This is a genomic window from Pseudomonas sp. RA_105y_Pfl2_P56 (genome assembly GCF_963970845.1).
GTDB classification, from domain to species: domain Bacteria; phylum Pseudomonadota; class Gammaproteobacteria; order Pseudomonadales; family Pseudomonadaceae; genus Aquipseudomonas; species Aquipseudomonas baetica_A.
Window position 1 is genome coordinate 1 of the sequence record NZ_CAXAPL010000035.1, and the last position, 15,609, is coordinate 15,609.

Consider the following 15,609-nt stretch of genomic DNA (forward strand, 5'->3'; position numbering starts at 1 on the left):
CTACCCAAGCACTGGTCGCACTAGCCCGCAAGCTTGCCCGGGTGGTATTTGCTCTGTTGAAAAACCAGAGCGAATACTCACCTAAAGCGGTTTAGGGGCTAGGCATGAACCATAGAATCTCCCACAGCGGAGGGTGTTTCAATCCACGAACAGGTCGGGCATCAAAGCGGCGTCGCTGTCCGGCTCGAAACGGTAGTGGTCGAATTCAGTCGCGCCGTGCTCGCGCAAAATCTCTTCATCAATCAACAACCGCCCGCTGATCTGGCGTCCGCGGCTACTCAAAATCACATGCGCTGCATCCGCCATGATCGCCGGCGTGCGCGCATGCTTGAACGACTCGCGACTGCCCAGCTGAAATTCGATGGCCGCCGTGGCGATCATGGTCTGCGGCCACAGCGAATTGACGCTGATGCCGTCATTGGCGAATTCCTCACTCATGCCCAGCGTCAGCATGCTCATGCCGTATTTGGTCACGGTGTAGGGGCTGTATTGGGCGAACCACTTGCTCGCCAGATTCAGCGGCGGTGACAGATTGAGAATGTGTCCGGCGGATTTTTTCAGATAGGGCAGGGCGGCCTGGCTGCACAACAGCACCGCGCGGGTGTTGATCTGGTGCATCAGGTCGAACCGCTTGAGCTCGATGTGTCGCACGCCGGTCAACTTGATCGCCCCGGCGTTGTTCACCAGTGCATCGATCCCACCGAAATGCTCATTCGCCTGAGCCAGCGCCTGTCGCACTGCGGTTTCGTCGCGGACATCGACTTGCAGTGCCAATGCCTTGCCGCCAGCAGCCTCGACTTGCGCGGCGACGCTATGAATGGTGCCGGGCAACTTGGCGTGGGGTTCGGCGCTCTTGGCGGCGATGACGATGTTGGCCCCGTCCCTGGCTGCCCGCAGCGCAATCTCACGGCCAATGCCACGGCTGGCGCCGGTGATGAACAGGGTTTTGCCTTGTAGCGACATGCCGATGCTCCTGCTTATTGTTGTGTGAGCGGAGGCTCGACAGACAATGTAGACCAAGCAGCAAGCGCGAGAGCGTTGCTCGTTCCATGCTTTGCGTGGGAACGAGCAGTGCGGGGAGAGGCGTTAGTGGGACATGACTTCGCGGATGTCGCGGGCCAGCTCACGCACGCGCTCTTCTTCGGTGTCCCACGAGCACATGAAGCGTGCCCCGCCCTTGCCGATGAAGGTGTAGAAACGCCAGTTTTTTGCGGTCAACGCCGCAATTGCCGGTTCCGACAGTTGCAGGAACACGCCGTTGGCCTGCACCGGGAACATCAACTCCACGCCGGGAATATCGCTGACCAGTTCGGCCAGCAACTGCGCGCAGTGGTTGGCGTGGCGGGCGTATTTGAGCCAGGCGTCGTTTTCGAGGATGCCGACCCACGGCGCCGACAAAAAGCGCATTTTCGAGGCCAGTTGTCCGGCCTGTTTGCAGCGGTAGTCGAAGTCTTCAGCGAGTTTGTGGTTGAAGAACAGAATCGCCTCACCCACGGCCATGCCGTTTTTCGTGCCGCCGAAGCACAGCACATCCACACCGGCCTTCCAGGTCAGATCCGCCGGCGAGCAGCCGAGGAAGGCGCAGGCGTTGGAGAAGCGTGCGCCGTCCATGTGCAGGTGCAGGCCCAGTTCTTTGCAAGTCGCGCTGATGGCGCGGACTTCTTGCGGGGTGTAGACGCTGCCGACTTCGGTGGCTTGGGTCAGTGTGACCACGCGCGGTTTGGGGTAGTGAATGTCCTGGCGCTTGAGCGCAACTTCGCGGATCGATTCCGGCGTGATCTTGCCGTTTTCGGTACGGGCGATCAGCAGTTTCGAGCCGTTGGAGAAGAATTCCGGGGCGCCGCATTCGTCGGTTTCGACGTGGGCGGTTTCCGAGCAGATCACGCTGTGGTAACTCTGGCACAGCGACGACAGCGCCAGCGAGTTGGCGGCGGTACCGTTGAAGGCGAAGAACACTTCGCAGTCGGTTTCGAACAGATTGCGGAAATGGTCGGCGGCTCGCGCTGTCCATTCATCGTCGCCGTAAGCGCGTTGGTGGCCGTGGTTGGCCTGTTCCATGGCAGCCCAGGCTTCAGGGCAGATGCCGGAATAGTTGTCGCTGGCGAATTGTTGGCTCTTGTCGGTCATGGCCGGCTTCCGTGATCGAAGCGCTTTTGACGCTTCGTTGGTCAATGAGGGTTGCGCACTTTACCGAAGATCATCCGGGGAGCACACGGGATGTCGCTGTCAGAACTTTACAAGGACACGGGCCGATTATGCACCTGAGTCAACGTGACGGCGCGCTGGATCTGCTCAAGTGGTTAGCGCTTGCAAGCATGCTGCTCGATCATCTGCGATATGTCGGGATCAGCGTCGATTGGCTTTACGTGCCGGGGCGGCTGGCGTTTGCGTGGTTCTGTCTGGCGATGGCGGCGAATCTTTCCCGTGATGGCATGCGCAAGATCGAGTGGCGTTATCTGGGGTGGTTGGTGTTGTTCAGTGCCGTCAGTGAAATTCCGTATCGCTTGTACATGCCTGACCCCGACACGTTGAACGTTATGCCTACGTTGGCATTAGGGCTGCTGGTGGCGCGGGGCTGGCAGGATGGAACACGGGTTTGGCGACTGGTCGGTGTCGCGGCTGTGCTACTGGCCGCGGTGTTTTGCGAGCGACTGATGTTTGGCATTTTTGGGGTGTTGCTGCCATTGGCGACACTGCTGGTGATCCGCCGTGAGTGGTATTTCAGCCTGTTGCCGGGGCTGGTGTGTCTGGCGGCGAATCAGTGGCGGGTGCTTTTCGAGTCGGCGCAATTGGGCAATGAAGTAGCGATCTTCGGCCTTATCACTTGTCTGATTGCGCCACTGCTTGGCCTGTTCCTGTTGCGACAGACCCGGTCGCTTCATCCGCCACCCATGCGCCGCTGGGCTTACGCCCTCTATCCTGCGCATTTTCTTCTGTTGCTCGCCATTCGTGCGGCCTACACATAACCCCTGTGGGGGCTGTGCAGGTTTGAGGATAGTGTTTTCAACGACATTTCCCGCCATGTCGTAAACGCACCTTTGCGTGGCGTCCGTAGGCATTTGAGCTGTCTGCGCCGGTCATACCATCGCATCAAAGGGCACGCCGGTGCCTGACCGAGACGAATGGCGCACCGCCGCCGCTGGGAGAGACGCGATGTTCAGCAAGCAAGACCAGATCCAGGGTTACGACGATGCACTGCTGGCGGCGATGAATGCCGAGGAGCAACGTCAGGAAGATCACATCGAGCTGATCGCGTCCGAGAACTACACCAGCAAACGCGTCATGCAAGCGCAGGGCAGCGGCCTGACCAACAAGTACGCCGAAGGTTATCCGGGCAAGCGCTATTACGGTGGTTGTGAGCATGTGGATAAAGTCGAAGCGCTGGCCATCGAACGCGCCAAGCAATTGTTCGGTGCCGATTACGCCAACGTCCAGCCGCACTCCGGCTCCTCGGCCAACAGCGCCGTGTATCTGGCGTTGATCAAACCAGGTGACACCATCCTGGGCATGAGCCTGGCCCACGGCGGTCACCTGACCCACGGCGCCAAAGTGTCGTCCTCGGGCAAGCTGTACAACGCTGTGCAGTACGGCATCGACACCAAGACCGGTTTGATCGATTACGACGAAGTCGAGCGTCTGGCCGTTGAGTGCCAGCCGAAGATGATCGTGGCCGGTTTCTCGGCTTACTCCAAGACCCTGGATTTCCCGCGTTTCCGTCAGATCGCCGACAAGGTCGGGGCGCTGTTGTTCGTCGACATGGCCCACGTTGCGGGTCTGGTCGCTGCCGGCCTGTACCCGAATCCGCTGCCTTACGCTGACGTGGTCACCACCACCACCCACAAGACCCTGCGCGGTCCGCGTGGCGGGTTGATCCTGGCCAAGTCCAACGAAGAGATCGAGAAGAAGCTCAACGCTGCTGTCTTCCCGGGTGCCCAGGGTGGCCCGCTGATGCACGTCATCGCCGGTAAAGCCGTGTGCTTCAAGGAAGCGCTGGAGCCAGGCTTCAAGGCTTATCAGCAGCAAGTGATCGACAACGCTCAGGCGATGGCGAGCGTATTTATCAAACGTGGCTACGATGTAGTGTCCGGTGGTACCGACAATCATCTGTTCCTGGTCAGCCTGATCCGTCAGGGCCTGACCGGCAAAGATGCTGACGCCGCCCTCGGCCGTGCCCACATCACCGTCAACAAGAACGCCGTGCCGAACGACCCGCAGTCGCCGTTCGTCACCTCGGGCCTGCGCATCGGCACCCCGGCAGTGACCACGCGCGGCTTCAAGGTGACTCAGTGCGAAACGCTGGCCGGCTGGATCTGCGACATCCTCGACAACCTCGGCGATGCCGATGTCGAGGCCAATGTCGCCCAGCAGGTTGCGGCCCTGTGCGCAGACTTCCCGGTTTATCGCTGAGCGTTCTGGAGTAAATGACTATGCAACGCTATTCGGGCTTCGGCCTCTTCAAACACTCCCTCAGCCACCACGAAAACTGGCAGCGCATGTGGCGCACGCCCACGCCGAAAAAGGTTTACGACGTGGTCATCGTCGGCGGCGGCGGGCATGGTCTGGCGACGGCCTACTATCTGGCCAAAGAACACGGCATCACCAACGTGGCCGTGGTCGAGAAAGGCTGGCTGGGCGGCGGTAACACCGCGCGCAACACCACCATCGTGCGCTCCAACTACCTGTGGGACGAGTCGGCGCACCTGTATGAACACGCGATGAAATTGTGGGAAGGTCTGTCGCAAGACCTGAACTACAACGTGATGTTCTCCCAGCGTGGCGTCTACAACCTGTGCCACACCCTGCAGGACATCCGCGATTCCGAGCGTCGGGTCAGCGCCAACCGCCTCAACGGCGTCGATGGCGAACTGCTCAACGCCAAGCAAGTGGCTGACGAGATTCCGTACCTCGACTGCACGAAAAACACGCGCTACCCGGTGCTGGGCGCGACCGTCCAGCGTCGCGGCGGCGTCGCCCGTCACGATGCCGTGGCCTGGGGCTTTGCCCGTGCCGCCGACGCCCTCGGTGTGGACTTGATCCAGCAGACCGAAGTGATCGGCTTTCGCAAGGAAAACGGCGTGTGCATCGGCGTCGAAACCAACAAAGGCTTCATCGGCGCCAAGCGTGTCGGCGTGGTGACGGCCGGTAATTCCGGACACATGGCGAAACTGGCCGGTTTCCGTCTGCCGATCGAATCCCACCCGCTGCAAGCGCTGGTGTCCGAGCCGATCAAACCGATTATCGACAGCGTGATCATGTCCAACGCCGTGCACGGTTACATCAGCCAGTCCGACAAGGGCGATCTGGTGATCGGCGCCGGTATCGACGGCTACAACGGCTACGGCCAGCGCGGTTCGTACCCGGTGATCGAGCACACCATCCAGGCCATCGTCGAGATGTTCCCGGTGCTGTCGCGGGTGCGCATGAACCGTCAGTGGGGCGGCATCGTCGACACCACGCCGGACGCCTGCCCGATCATTTCGAAAACCCCGGTACCGAACATGTTCTTCAACTGCGGTTGGGGCACCGGTGGCTTCAAGGCCACACCTGGCTCGGGCAACGTGTTTGCCGCCAGCCTGGCCAAGGGTGAAATGCACCCGTTGGCCGCACCGTTTTCCATCGACCGTTTCCACAACGGCGCCCTCATCGACGAACACGGCGCTGCTGCCGTCGCCCACTAACAGGAGAAATCCCCATGTTGCATATCTTCTGTCCTCACTGCGGCGAACTGCGCTCCGAAGAGGAATTTCATGCATCCGGTCAGGCGCACATCCCGCGCCCGCTGGACCCTGCCGCCTGCACCGACGAGGAGTGGGGCGACTACATGTTCTTCCGCGACAACCCGCGCGGTCTGCACCACGAGCTGTGGGATCACGTCGCCGGTTGCCGCCAGTACTTCAACGCCACTCGCGACACCGTGACCTACGAGATTCTCGAAACCTACAAGATCGGCGAAAAGCCGCAATTCACCGACAAGGCTGACCCTGCAAAAACAGCCACGACGGCGCTGGGAGAGAAGGTATGAGCCAGACCAATCGCCTGTCCAACGGTGGACGGATCGACCGCAACAAAGTGCTGAGCTTCACCTTCAACGGTCAGACCTACAAAGGCTTCGAGGGTGACTCGCTGGCCGCCGCGCTGATCGCCAACGGTGTCGACATCATCGGTCGCAGCTTCAAGTATTCGCGTCCACGGGGCATTTTCGCTGCCGGTGCCGAAGAACCGAACGCCGTGCTGCAGATCGGTGCGACCGAAGCCACGCAGATCCCCAACGTGCGCGCCACGCAACAGGCGTTGTACCAAGGCCTGGTCGCGACCAGCACCAACGGTTGGCCCAACGTCAACAACGACATGATGGGCATTCTCGGCAAGGTCGGCGGCAAGCTGATGCCACCGGGTTTCTACTACAAAACCTTCATGTACCCGCAATCGTTCTGGATGACGTACGAGAAGTACATCCGTAAGGCTGCAGGTTTGGGCCGTTCGCCGACCGAAGTCGATCCGGACACCTACGACTACATGAACCAGCACTGCGACGTGCTGATCGTCGGCGCTGGCCCTGCGGGTCTGGCCGCTGCACTGGCGGCTGCGCGCAGCGGTGCCCGGGTGATTCTGGCTGACGAGCAGGAAGAGTTCGGCGGCAGCCTGCTCGATTCGCGCGAAAGCCTGGACGGCAAACCGGCGATGGACTGGGTTGCCAGCGTCATCGCCGAATTGAAAGACACCCCGGACGTGCTGCTGTTGCCGCGCGCCACGGTCAACGGCTACCACGACCACAACTTCCTGACCATTCACGAACGCCTGACCGATCACCTCGGCGACCGCGCGCCAATCGGTCAAGTGCGTCAGCGCATCCATCGCGTTCGTGCCAAGCGTGTGGTGCTGGCGACCGGCGCTTGCGAGCGTCCGCTGGTTTACGGCAACAACGACGTGCCGGGCAACATGCTGGCCGGTGCTGTGTCGACTTACGTGCGCCGTTACGGCGTGGCGCCGGGCAAGAAACTGGTGCTGTCGACCAACAACGATCACGCCTATCGCGTGGCGCTGGACTGGCTCGACGCCAGTCTGCAAGTGGTGGCCATCGCCGACGCCCGCAGCAATCCGCGCGGTGCGCTGGTGGAAGAAGCGCGCGCCAAAGGCATCCGTATCCTCACCGGCAGCGCCGTGATCGAGGCCCGTGGCAGCAAGCGCGTGACCGCTGCCCGCGTCGCCGCGATTGATGTCAAGGCGCACGCCGTGACCAGCCCGGGCGAATGGCTCGACTGCGATGTGGTCGCCAGTTCCGGCGGTTACAGCCCGGTGGTTCACTTGGCCTCGCACCTGGGCGGCAAGCCGACCTGGCGCGAAGACATCCTCGGTTTCATACCGGGCGAAGCACCGCAGAAACGCGTGTGCGTGGGTGGCATCAACGGCGTTTACGGTCTCGGCGATTCGCTGGCCGACGGTTTTGAAGGTGGCGTGCGCGCTGCCAGTGAAGCCGGTTTCGCGGCGGTCGAAGGCACGCTGCCCAAAGCCCTGAGCCGTCTCGAAGAGCCGACGCTGGCGCTGTTCCAGGTGCCGCATGAGAAGGGCACGGCCCGTGCGCCGAAGCAATTCGTCGACCTGCAAAACGACGTCACCGCCGCCGCCATCGAACTGGCGACCCGCGAAGGTTTCGAGTCGGTCGAGCACGTCAAGCGCTACACCGCGCTGGGCTTCGGCACCGATCAGGGCAAGCTTGGCAACGTCAACGGTCTGGCCATTGCCGCCCGTTCGCTGAACGTGACCATCCCGCAGATGGGCACCACGATGTTCCGCCCGAACTACACGCCGGTCACTTTCGGCGCCGTGGCCGGCCGTCACTGTGGGCACATCTTTGAACCGGTGCGCTACACCGCACTGCATCAATGGCACCTGAAAAATGGCGCCGAGTTTGAAGATGTGGGCCAGTGGAAACGTCCGTGGTACTTCCCGAAAAACGGTGAAGACCTGCACGCGGCCGTAAAGCGCGAATGCAAAGCCGTGCGCGACAGCGTCGGCCTGCTCGATGCCTCGACCCTGGGCAAGATCGACATTCAAGGCCCGGATGCCCGCGAGTTTCTCAACCGCGTGTACACCAACGCCTGGACCAAGCTCGACGTGGGCAAGGCCCGTTATGGCCTGATGTGCAAAGAAGACGGCATGGTCTTCGACGACGGGGTGACGGCTTGCCTGGCCGACAACCATTTCGTCATGACCACCACCACCGGCGGTGCGGCGCGCGTGCTGCAATGGCTGGAGCTGTACCACCAGACCGAATGGCCAGACATGAAGGTCTACTTCACGTCCGTCACCGACCACTGGGCGACCATGACCCTGTCCGGGCCGAACAGCCGCAAGCTGCTCAGCGCCGTGACCGACATCGATCTGGGCAACGAAGCGTTCCCGTTCATGACCTGGAAGGAAGGTCAGGTTGGCGGTGTGCCGGCGCGGGTGTTCCGCATCTCGTTCACCGGTGAGCTGTCGTACGAAGTCAACGTGCAGGCCGATTATGCGATGGGCGTGCTGGAGAAAATCGTCGAGGCCGGCAAGCCGTACAACCTGACCCCGTACGGCACTGAAACCATGCACGTTCTGCGCGCCGAGAAAGGTTTCATCATCGTCGGTCAGGACACTGACGGCTCGATGACCCCGGATGACCTGAACATGGGCTGGTGCGTCGGTCGCACCAAACCGTTCTCGTGGATCGGTCAGCGCGGCATGAACCGTGAAGACTGCGTGCGTGATCAGCGCAAACAGTTGGTGGGCCTGAAACCGATCGACCCGAATGTGTGGCTGCCCGAAGGTGCGCAGTTGGTGTTCAACACCAAGCAAGCGATCCCGATGACCATGGTCGGTCACGTGACCTCCAGTTACGCGCACAACTCCCTCGGTTATTCGTTTGCCATGGGCGTGGTCAAGGGCGGTCTCAAGCGTATGGGTGAGCGGGTGTTTGCGCCGCTGGCCGATGGCAGCGTGATCGAAGCGGAGATTGTGTCTTCGGTGTTCTTCGATCCGAAGGGCGACCGTCAAAATATCTGATAGACCGAGTCGCGGCCTTCGCGAGCAAGCCCGCTCCCACAGGGGAATGCATTCCAGATGTGGGAGCGGGCTTACTCGCGAAGGCGCCAGTAGATTCACCACAGAATTCAGCAAAGGTGCTTTATGACCACAGCCAACGTGTACCAACAACGCCCGACCACCGGTGCCCGTGCCGAGTCGTCGCTGCACCATGCCGACCTCGCCAGCCTGGTCGGCAAGGGCCGCAAGAGCGCCGGCGTGATCGTGCGTGAGAAAAAACTCCTCGGCCACCTGACTCTTCGTGGCGATGGCCACGATGCCGCTTTCGCCGCCGGTGTGCACAAAGCATTGGGCATCGAACTGCCCGGCGCTCTGAGCGTCATCGTCAAAGGCGAAACCAGCCTGCAATGGATGGGCCCGGATGAATGGCTGCTGATCGTGCCCAGCGGTGAAGAGTTCGCCGCCGAGCAAAAGCTGCGCGAAGCCTTGGGCGATCTGCACATCGCCATCGTCAACGTCAGCGGCGGCCAGCAAGTGCTCGAACTGAGCGGGCCGAATGTGCGTCAGGTGCTGATGAAATCCACCAGCTACGACGTGCACCCGAACAACTTCCCGGTCGGTAAAGCGGTCGGCACGGTGTTCGCCAAATCGCAGTTGATGATTCGCCATACCGCTGAAGACACCTGGGAGCTGCTGATCCGTCGCAGCTTCTCGGATTACTGGTGGTTGTGGTTGCAGGATGCATCGGCCGAGTACGGCCTCAGCGTCCAGGCCTAGGAGACACAACCATGAGCCGCGCCCCAGACACATGGATTCTGACCGCCGACTGCCCCAGCGTTCTCGGCACTGTGGACGCGGTGACGCGTTTTCTGTTCGAGCAGGGTTGCTACGTCACCGAGCACCACTCCTTCGATGACCGGCTCTCGGGCCGCTTCTTCATTCGCGTGGAGTTTCGCCAGCCTGACGGTTTCGACGAACAAACCTTTCGCGCCAGCCTCGGCGAGCGTGGTCAGGCCTTCGGCATGGTCTTCGAGCTGACCGCGCCGAACTACCGGCCAAAAGTGGTGATCATGGTCTCCAAGGCCGATCACTGCCTCAACGACTTGCTCTACCGCCAGCGCATCGGCCAATTGTCGATGGACGTGGCGGCGGTGGTGTCCAATCACCCGGACCTCAAGCCGTTGGCCGACTGGCACCAGATTCCCTACTACCATTTCCCCCTCGACCCCAACGACAAGCCGTCGCAGGAGCGTCAGGTATGGCAGGTGATCGAAGAGTCCGGCGCTGAGCTGGTGATCCTCGCCCGCTACATGCAGGTGTTGTCGCCGGAGCTGTGCCGCAAGCTTGATGGCAAGGCAATCAACATCCATCACTCGCTGCTGCCGGGCTTCAAAGGCGCCAAGCCGTATCACCAGGCCTATAACAAAGGCGTGAAACTGGTGGGGGCGACGGCGCATTACATCAACAACGATCTGGATGAAGGGCCGATCATCGCCCAGGGCGTCGAGGCGGTGGATCACAGCCATTACCCGGAAGATCTGATTGCCAAGGGACGGGATATCGAAGGTCTGACCTTGGCCCGGGCCGTTGGCTATCACATCGAAAGAAGGGTGTTTTTGAACGCCAATAGAACAGTCGTTCTCTAGATCGCTTTCGCGAGCAAGCCCGCTCCCACAGGGATTGGTGTCGTTCGCAAAATTTGAATTCACCACCGAACCCAGTGGGAGCCGGCTTGCTCGCGAAGGAGCCATTACTGACAACGCAGCACCCACAAGCAATAACCCGAGCACTTAACGCGCTGCCTGCCTGGGCAACGCGGTTCCATAAAAACAACAGCGAGGTGAAAGCATGTCTGGCAATCGTGGTGTGGTGTATCTCGGCGCTGGCAAGGTCGAAGTACAGAAAATCGACTATCCGAAAATGCAGGACCCGCGCGGTCGCAAGATCGAGCACGGGGTCATTCTCAAAGTGGTTTCCACCAACATCTGCGGCTCCGACCAGCACATGGTGCGCGGCCGTACCACGGCGCAGACCGGTTTGGTGCTGGGCCACGAGATCACCGGTGAGGTGATCGAAAAAGGCTCCGACGTCGAAAACCTGAAAATCGGTGATCTGGTTTCCGTTCCGTTCAACGTGGCTTGCGGGCGCTGCCGTTCCTGCAAAGAGCAACACACGGGCGTCTGCCTGACCGTCAACCCGGCCCGTGCCGGCGGCGCCTATGGCTATGTCGACATGGGCGACTGGACCGGTGGCCAGGCCGAATACGTGCTGGTGCCGTACGCCGACTTCAACCTGCTGAAACTGCCGGATCGCGACAAAGCCATGGAGAAAATCCGTGACCTGACCTGCCTCTCCGACATTCTGCCGACCGGTTATCACGGCGCAGTCACTGCCGGCGTTGGCCCGGGCAGCACCGTTTACATTGCCGGCGCCGGCCCGGTCGGTCTGGCCGCTGCCGCTTCGGCACGTTTGCTGGGCGCTGCGGTGGTGATCGTCGGTGACGTCAACACCATCCGCCTGGCCCACGCCAAGGCGCAGGGTTTTGAAATCGTCGACCTGTCCAAAGACACGCCGCTGCACGAACAGATCGCCGCGCTGCTGGGCGAACCGGAAGTCGATTGCGCAGTGGACTGCGTCGGCTTCGAGGCACGCGGCCACGGCCACGACGGCGTCAAAGCCGAGGCGCCGGCCACCGTGCTCAACTCGCTGATGGGCGTGGTGCGCGTAGCGGGCAAGATCGGCATTCCCGGTCTGTACGTCACCGAAGATCCGGGCGCCGTGGACGCTGCCGCGAAAATGGGCAGCCTGAGCATTCGCTTCGGTCTGGGCTGGGCCAAATCCCACAGCTTCCACACCGGCCAAACGCCTGTGATGAAGTACAACCGCCAACTGATGCAGGCGATCATGTGGGATCGCATCAACATCGCCGAAGTGGTGGGCGTGCAAGTCATCAGCCTCGATCAGGCGCCGGAAGGTTACGGCGAGTTCGATGCCGGCGTGCCGAAGAAGTTTGTGATTGATCCGCACAAGTTGTTTAGTGCGGCGTAAGTTCCACGCATATAAAAAGGGCGACCCTGGGGTTGCCCTTTTTTACGTGTTATTAATTCTTTTCTTCAAACGAGCATTTGCTGACGTCACCATCGGTGACTACGCAATCATCCGAAGGTTTACCTTCCTTATCTTTCCAACCGGTTCCAGTGGCTTTAACCGGAGTACCGTTCCTGTAACCGGACGAGGCGCCGAGGTCGTCTTTGCCGTTGTAGCGACAAATGACAACGGAATTGGCGCTGTCTTTGTCTTTCAAGCGTGCAGAGGTGAAGGTGAGATCCTCGGCACCTTGAGAATGGGTTACCGAGAGAGTCGAGCAAGTTCCTGCATAGGCAGTGCTCATCATGGCCAGACTAACCAGAACACCCGAGACAATTTTCAGCTTCATCATTTGTACTCCATTACATAGTAGGAGCGGAAATTTTCTCTTTGATAATGAAAGCTGCCAACTGTTAGAACTGACAGTTTTTTATGCTTTTTCGCGATTGTTCTTTTCTTTTTAATTACTATCCAATTACAACGTCGCCAGCGCCCCTTGATACAACACCGGCCCAGTCGGTTTTCCTGTTGGCGAACCACCCTTAGGCTCAAGACTCACAGCCAGCGCAATCGGCTGACCAATCAACACCTTCTGCGCATCACTCAACTCAACTCTGCCTTTGCCCCCCGTGGGTATCACCCCCAGCGAGATCGGCTTGCCATCGGCTGGAATCGCCCACAACTCCAGGCTGCGAGCGGGATCGACGACAGCCAGGGTCAGCGGCTCGACCTGCAAATAATCGGCATGCGCTTCAATCTTCAGCGCCGGTTGCGCGTCGGCGCTCAGCAGGGTTGCGCTGTAGCGGGCGTCATCGCGGTTGTACAGCGAGCCGAGGAATACCAAAACCACGATCGAACACAGCGCCGCCGTGACGCGCAGCCAGTTCCAGAACGGACGTTTTTCCGGCACATGCAGGACTTGCGGCTCAATCCGCGCGGTAATGCCATGCCACACGCGGTCGGGCACCGGATGTTCCGGCAGCGCTTCGGTCAAAGAAACCAGGCTTTCCTGCCATTGCGCCAGTTCAGCCCGCAGCGCCGCGTCGTCGAGCAGCAACTGTTCAAAACGTCGCCGTGCTGCCGAGCCCATCAAACCAATGGCGTAATCGGCGGCGAGGGCGCGGCGCAGGGCTGGGGTCTGGTAGTTCATGATTCAAGGCACCGGCGCAAGCGTTCCATGCCACGGCGAATCCACGATTTCACCGTGCCCAGCGGCGTGGCCAGGTGTTCGGCCAGCTCCGTGCACGACAATCCCTGAAAGTAGGCGACGCTGATCGACTGACGTTGCATGCCGTCGAGGCTGTCCAGGCAGCGGTTCAAGGCGTGGGCTTCGCGGGCGCTGCTCAATTGGTCGTGTGCTGAAGGACTTTCGTCCGCCAGCGCGTCCTGTTCGACATCGCTCAGCGGCCGGTCGCGGTGTTTGCGCAACTGGTCGATGGCTTGGTTGCGAGTGATGTTGATCATCCAGGTCATCGGCGCCGACAGGTGCGCTTCGTAGCGCGAGGCGTTGTTCCAGATGCGCACGAAGCTTTCCTGCAGCACTTCTTCCGCCAGATCGCTGCGGCCCATGAACCGCAGGGCCACGCCGTGCAGGCGCGGGCCGACGCTGCGGTACAGGGTTTCGAAGGCGCGACGATCGCCCAGTGAACACTGGGCCAACAACTGTCGCAACTGATCGGTGTCGGCGAGGGAAATGACGACTCTCCAGGCAAAGGTTCGGCGACGAAGGTGAGTATCGGGCTGTTCACAGGCTAGTCCAGCGACAGCGGTTATGCCATTCATCGCGATCATTCCAGGGTTTCACGATCTGTATACGTGGCTATGCTGAAAATGGATGCGCTGGCTTGGAACATGCCGGCGGATGCCCGGTCAAACCGGCAGTTTTACCGTTCATTGACGGGCGGTTTTCACAGCGCAAGAGGATGTCTGAATGAAGATTTCACGCGGTATTGCCATGGCTTCGCTGATGACCCTTGCGGCCAGCCCGGTGTTTGCCGGGTTCAGCCTGGACGATGTGACCAAGGCTGCTTCGAGCATGCAGGGCGGCAACGCTGCCACCGCCGCTGCGCCGACCTCGGAAACGGCCGGTTTGCTGCAAGCCGTCACCGGTCTGGGGGTTACCCCTCAGCAAGCCGTCGGCGGCACGAGCGCCATGCTTGGCTTGGCCAAGAACCAATTGAGCAGCACCGATTATTCGCAGTTGGCCAAAGAAGTGCCAGGCATCGACAAGCTGTCGGGCGGTAGCGGCAACCTGGCGGCGTTGAGCGGGTTGCTGGGCTCGTCGGGCAAGTCAGCCGGACTGGAAAACGCACTGGGCAACGTCAAGAACACCAGCGATCTGAACAACGCCTTCGGCGCCTTGGGCATGGACAGCGGGATGATCGGCCAGTTTGCCCCGGTGCTCCTCAAATACCTCGGTGATCAAGGTGTCGGTGGCCCGCTCCTGCAGAGCCTGGGCAGCATCTGGGGCGCGGGCACCGGTAGCTGATTCAGCGGCGCGCGTTTTTCAGTTCGCCAATGCGCTGATCCTTCTCGTTCCAGAGTTGGTTGACCCAGCTCTGGACCGTCTGGCGAAACACCGGATCGTTTTCGTAATCGCCCTGCCACAGCGCCGGGTCGAGTTCTCGGGTCTTGATGTCGATGATCACCTTCGGCACGTTGCCGCTGATCAAATCCCAGAAGCCCGGGATGTTCGCCTGTGGATAAACCACGGTGACGTCGAGAATCGCATCCAGCTGTTCACCCAGCGCCGCCAGCACAAACGCCACGCCGCCTGCCTTGGGCTTGAGCAAATGCTTGAACGGTGATTGCTGCTGCGCGCTTTTCGCGGCGGTGTAGCGGGTGCCTTCCAGATAATTCACCACGGTGACCGGTTGGCGCTTGAACAGCTCGCAGGCCTGCCTGGTGATTTCCAGATCCTTGCCCGCCAGTTGCGGGTGTTTCGCCAGAAACGCCTTGGTGTAGCGCTTCATGAACGGGTAATCCAGCGCCCACCACGCCAGCCCCAGGAACGGCACCCAGATCAGCTCTTTCTTGAGGAAAAACTTGAAGAACGGCGTGCGCCGGTTGAGCGTCTGGATCAGCGCCGGAATATCCACCCACGACTGATGGTTGCTGACCACCAGATAAGAGGTGTCACCGCGCAGATCGTCGCCGCCGCGAATGTCCCATTGAGTGGGGATGCACAGGTGGAAAATCAGCTTGTCGATCTCGGCCCAGGTCTCGGCGATCCACATCACCGCCCACGACGCATAGTCGCGCCAGCGGCCGGGCGCCACCAGTTTGAGCAGGGCAAAGACCATCAACGGCCCGATCAGGATCAGGGTGTTGAGCAACAGCAGCAGGGTGACGAAACAGCCGGTGAGCAGGCGGCGCATAAGCAACTCTATGACGTTGGATGGGCGCGCCATGATAAGCAGCTTCGGGCGGCAGACCAAATTTGCGCTGACGAATGTTTCACTTTTGTACCGGTATTGTGCGGGTTAAATGCGTATTGACTGTTCTGGC

The 15,609-nt window shown here is 60.7% G+C and carries 15 protein-coding genes; 9 read left to right on the forward strand and 6 right to left on the reverse strand.

Going from position 1 to position 15,609, the window contains the following annotated elements:
• Positions 1–138 precede the first annotated feature (138 nt).
• Both AACY11_RS21160 and AACY11_RS21165 read right to left on the reverse strand, forming a co-directional pair.
• Positions 139–963, reverse strand: coding sequence for an SDR family oxidoreductase (locus tag AACY11_RS21160; RefSeq protein WP_339430263.1), 825 nt, complete (start codon positions 961–963; stop codon positions 139–141).
• A gap of 123 nt (positions 964–1,086) precedes the next feature.
• Positions 1,087–2,127, reverse strand: coding sequence for a threonine aldolase family protein (locus tag AACY11_RS21165; RefSeq protein ID WP_339430262.1), 1,041 nt, complete (start codon positions 2,125–2,127; stop codon positions 1,087–1,089).
• A gap of 128 nt (positions 2,128–2,255) precedes the next feature.
• Here AACY11_RS21165 and AACY11_RS21170 point away from each other — a divergent pair, with 128 nt between their 5' ends.
• From AACY11_RS21170 to fdhA, 8 genes are all read left to right on the forward strand, one after another.
• Complete coding sequence (locus tag AACY11_RS21170) at positions 2,256–2,966, forward strand: TraX family protein (RefSeq protein ID WP_339430261.1); 711 nt, start codon at positions 2,256–2,258, stop codon at positions 2,964–2,966.
• 187 nt (positions 2,967–3,153) lie between these two features.
• Positions 3,154–4,407: a serine hydroxymethyltransferase gene (locus AACY11_RS21175; protein ID WP_339430260.1), complete on the forward strand. Its 1,254-nt coding sequence runs from the start codon at positions 3,154–3,156 to the stop codon at positions 4,405–4,407.
• Between the two features lie 20 nt (positions 4,408–4,427).
• Complete coding sequence (locus AACY11_RS21180) at positions 4,428–5,678, forward strand: sarcosine oxidase subunit beta (protein WP_221731155.1); 1,251 nt, start codon at positions 4,428–4,430, stop codon at positions 5,676–5,678.
• 14 nt (positions 5,679–5,692) lie between these two features.
• A complete protein-coding gene (locus AACY11_RS21185) occupies positions 5,693–6,022 on the forward strand; it encodes a sarcosine oxidase subunit delta (protein ID WP_339430259.1) in 330 nt (109 codons plus the stop codon).
• Positions 6,019–9,036 carry a sarcosine oxidase subunit alpha gene (locus AACY11_RS21190; protein ID WP_339495662.1) on the forward strand — a complete coding sequence of 1,006 codons (3,018 nt, stop codon included), beginning with the start codon at positions 6,019–6,021 and terminating at the stop codon, positions 9,034–9,036. Before AACY11_RS21185 ends, AACY11_RS21190 begins: the two co-directional genes overlap by 4 nt.
• Before the next feature lie 123 nt (positions 9,037–9,159).
• Positions 9,160–9,792, forward strand: coding sequence for a sarcosine oxidase subunit gamma (locus tag AACY11_RS21195; protein WP_339430257.1), 633 nt, complete (start codon positions 9,160–9,162; stop codon positions 9,790–9,792).
• An 11-nt stretch (positions 9,793–9,803) separates the two neighbouring features.
• Positions 9,804–10,661 carry a formyltetrahydrofolate deformylase gene (gene purU / locus AACY11_RS21200; RefSeq protein WP_339430256.1) on the forward strand — a complete coding sequence of 286 codons (858 nt, stop codon included), beginning with the start codon at positions 9,804–9,806 and terminating at the stop codon, positions 10,659–10,661.
• Between the two features lie 202 nt (positions 10,662–10,863).
• Positions 10,864–12,063, forward strand: coding sequence for a formaldehyde dehydrogenase, glutathione-independent (gene fdhA / locus AACY11_RS21205; protein ID WP_093429915.1), 1,200 nt, complete (start codon positions 10,864–10,866; stop codon positions 12,061–12,063).
• A 52-nt stretch (positions 12,064–12,115) separates the two neighbouring features.
• Here the strand turns inward: fdhA and AACY11_RS21210 are convergent, their stop codons facing one another.
• From AACY11_RS21210 to AACY11_RS21220, 3 genes are all read right to left on the reverse strand, one after another.
• Complete coding sequence (locus AACY11_RS21210; RefSeq protein WP_339430255.1) at positions 12,116–12,454, reverse strand: hypothetical protein; 339 nt, start codon at positions 12,452–12,454, stop codon at positions 12,116–12,118.
• Positions 12,455–12,577: 123 nt separating this feature from the next.
• Entirely contained in the window at positions 12,578–13,252 is a 675-nt protein-coding gene (locus AACY11_RS21215; protein ID WP_339495663.1) for an anti-sigma factor, read from the reverse strand.
• On the reverse strand, positions 13,249–13,884 hold the full coding sequence (locus AACY11_RS21220) for a sigma-70 family RNA polymerase sigma factor (RefSeq protein ID WP_339495664.1): 636 nt from the start codon (positions 13,882–13,884) through the stop codon (positions 13,249–13,251). Before AACY11_RS21220 ends, AACY11_RS21215 begins: the two co-directional genes overlap by 4 nt.
• Before the next feature lie 148 nt (positions 13,885–14,032).
• Between AACY11_RS21220 and AACY11_RS21225 the strand changes: the two genes are divergently transcribed.
• Positions 14,033–14,590 carry a DUF2780 domain-containing protein gene (locus tag AACY11_RS21225; protein ID WP_221731148.1) on the forward strand — a complete coding sequence of 186 codons (558 nt, stop codon included), beginning with the start codon at positions 14,033–14,035 and terminating at the stop codon, positions 14,588–14,590.
• Between the two features lies 1 nt (position 14,591).
• Here AACY11_RS21225 and AACY11_RS21230 read toward each other — a convergent pair whose 3' ends face one another.
• Positions 14,592–15,479 carry an acyltransferase gene (locus AACY11_RS21230; protein ID WP_339495665.1) on the reverse strand — a complete coding sequence of 296 codons (888 nt, stop codon included), beginning with the start codon at positions 15,477–15,479 and terminating at the stop codon, positions 14,592–14,594.
• Between the last annotated feature and the right edge of the window lie 130 nt (positions 15,480–15,609).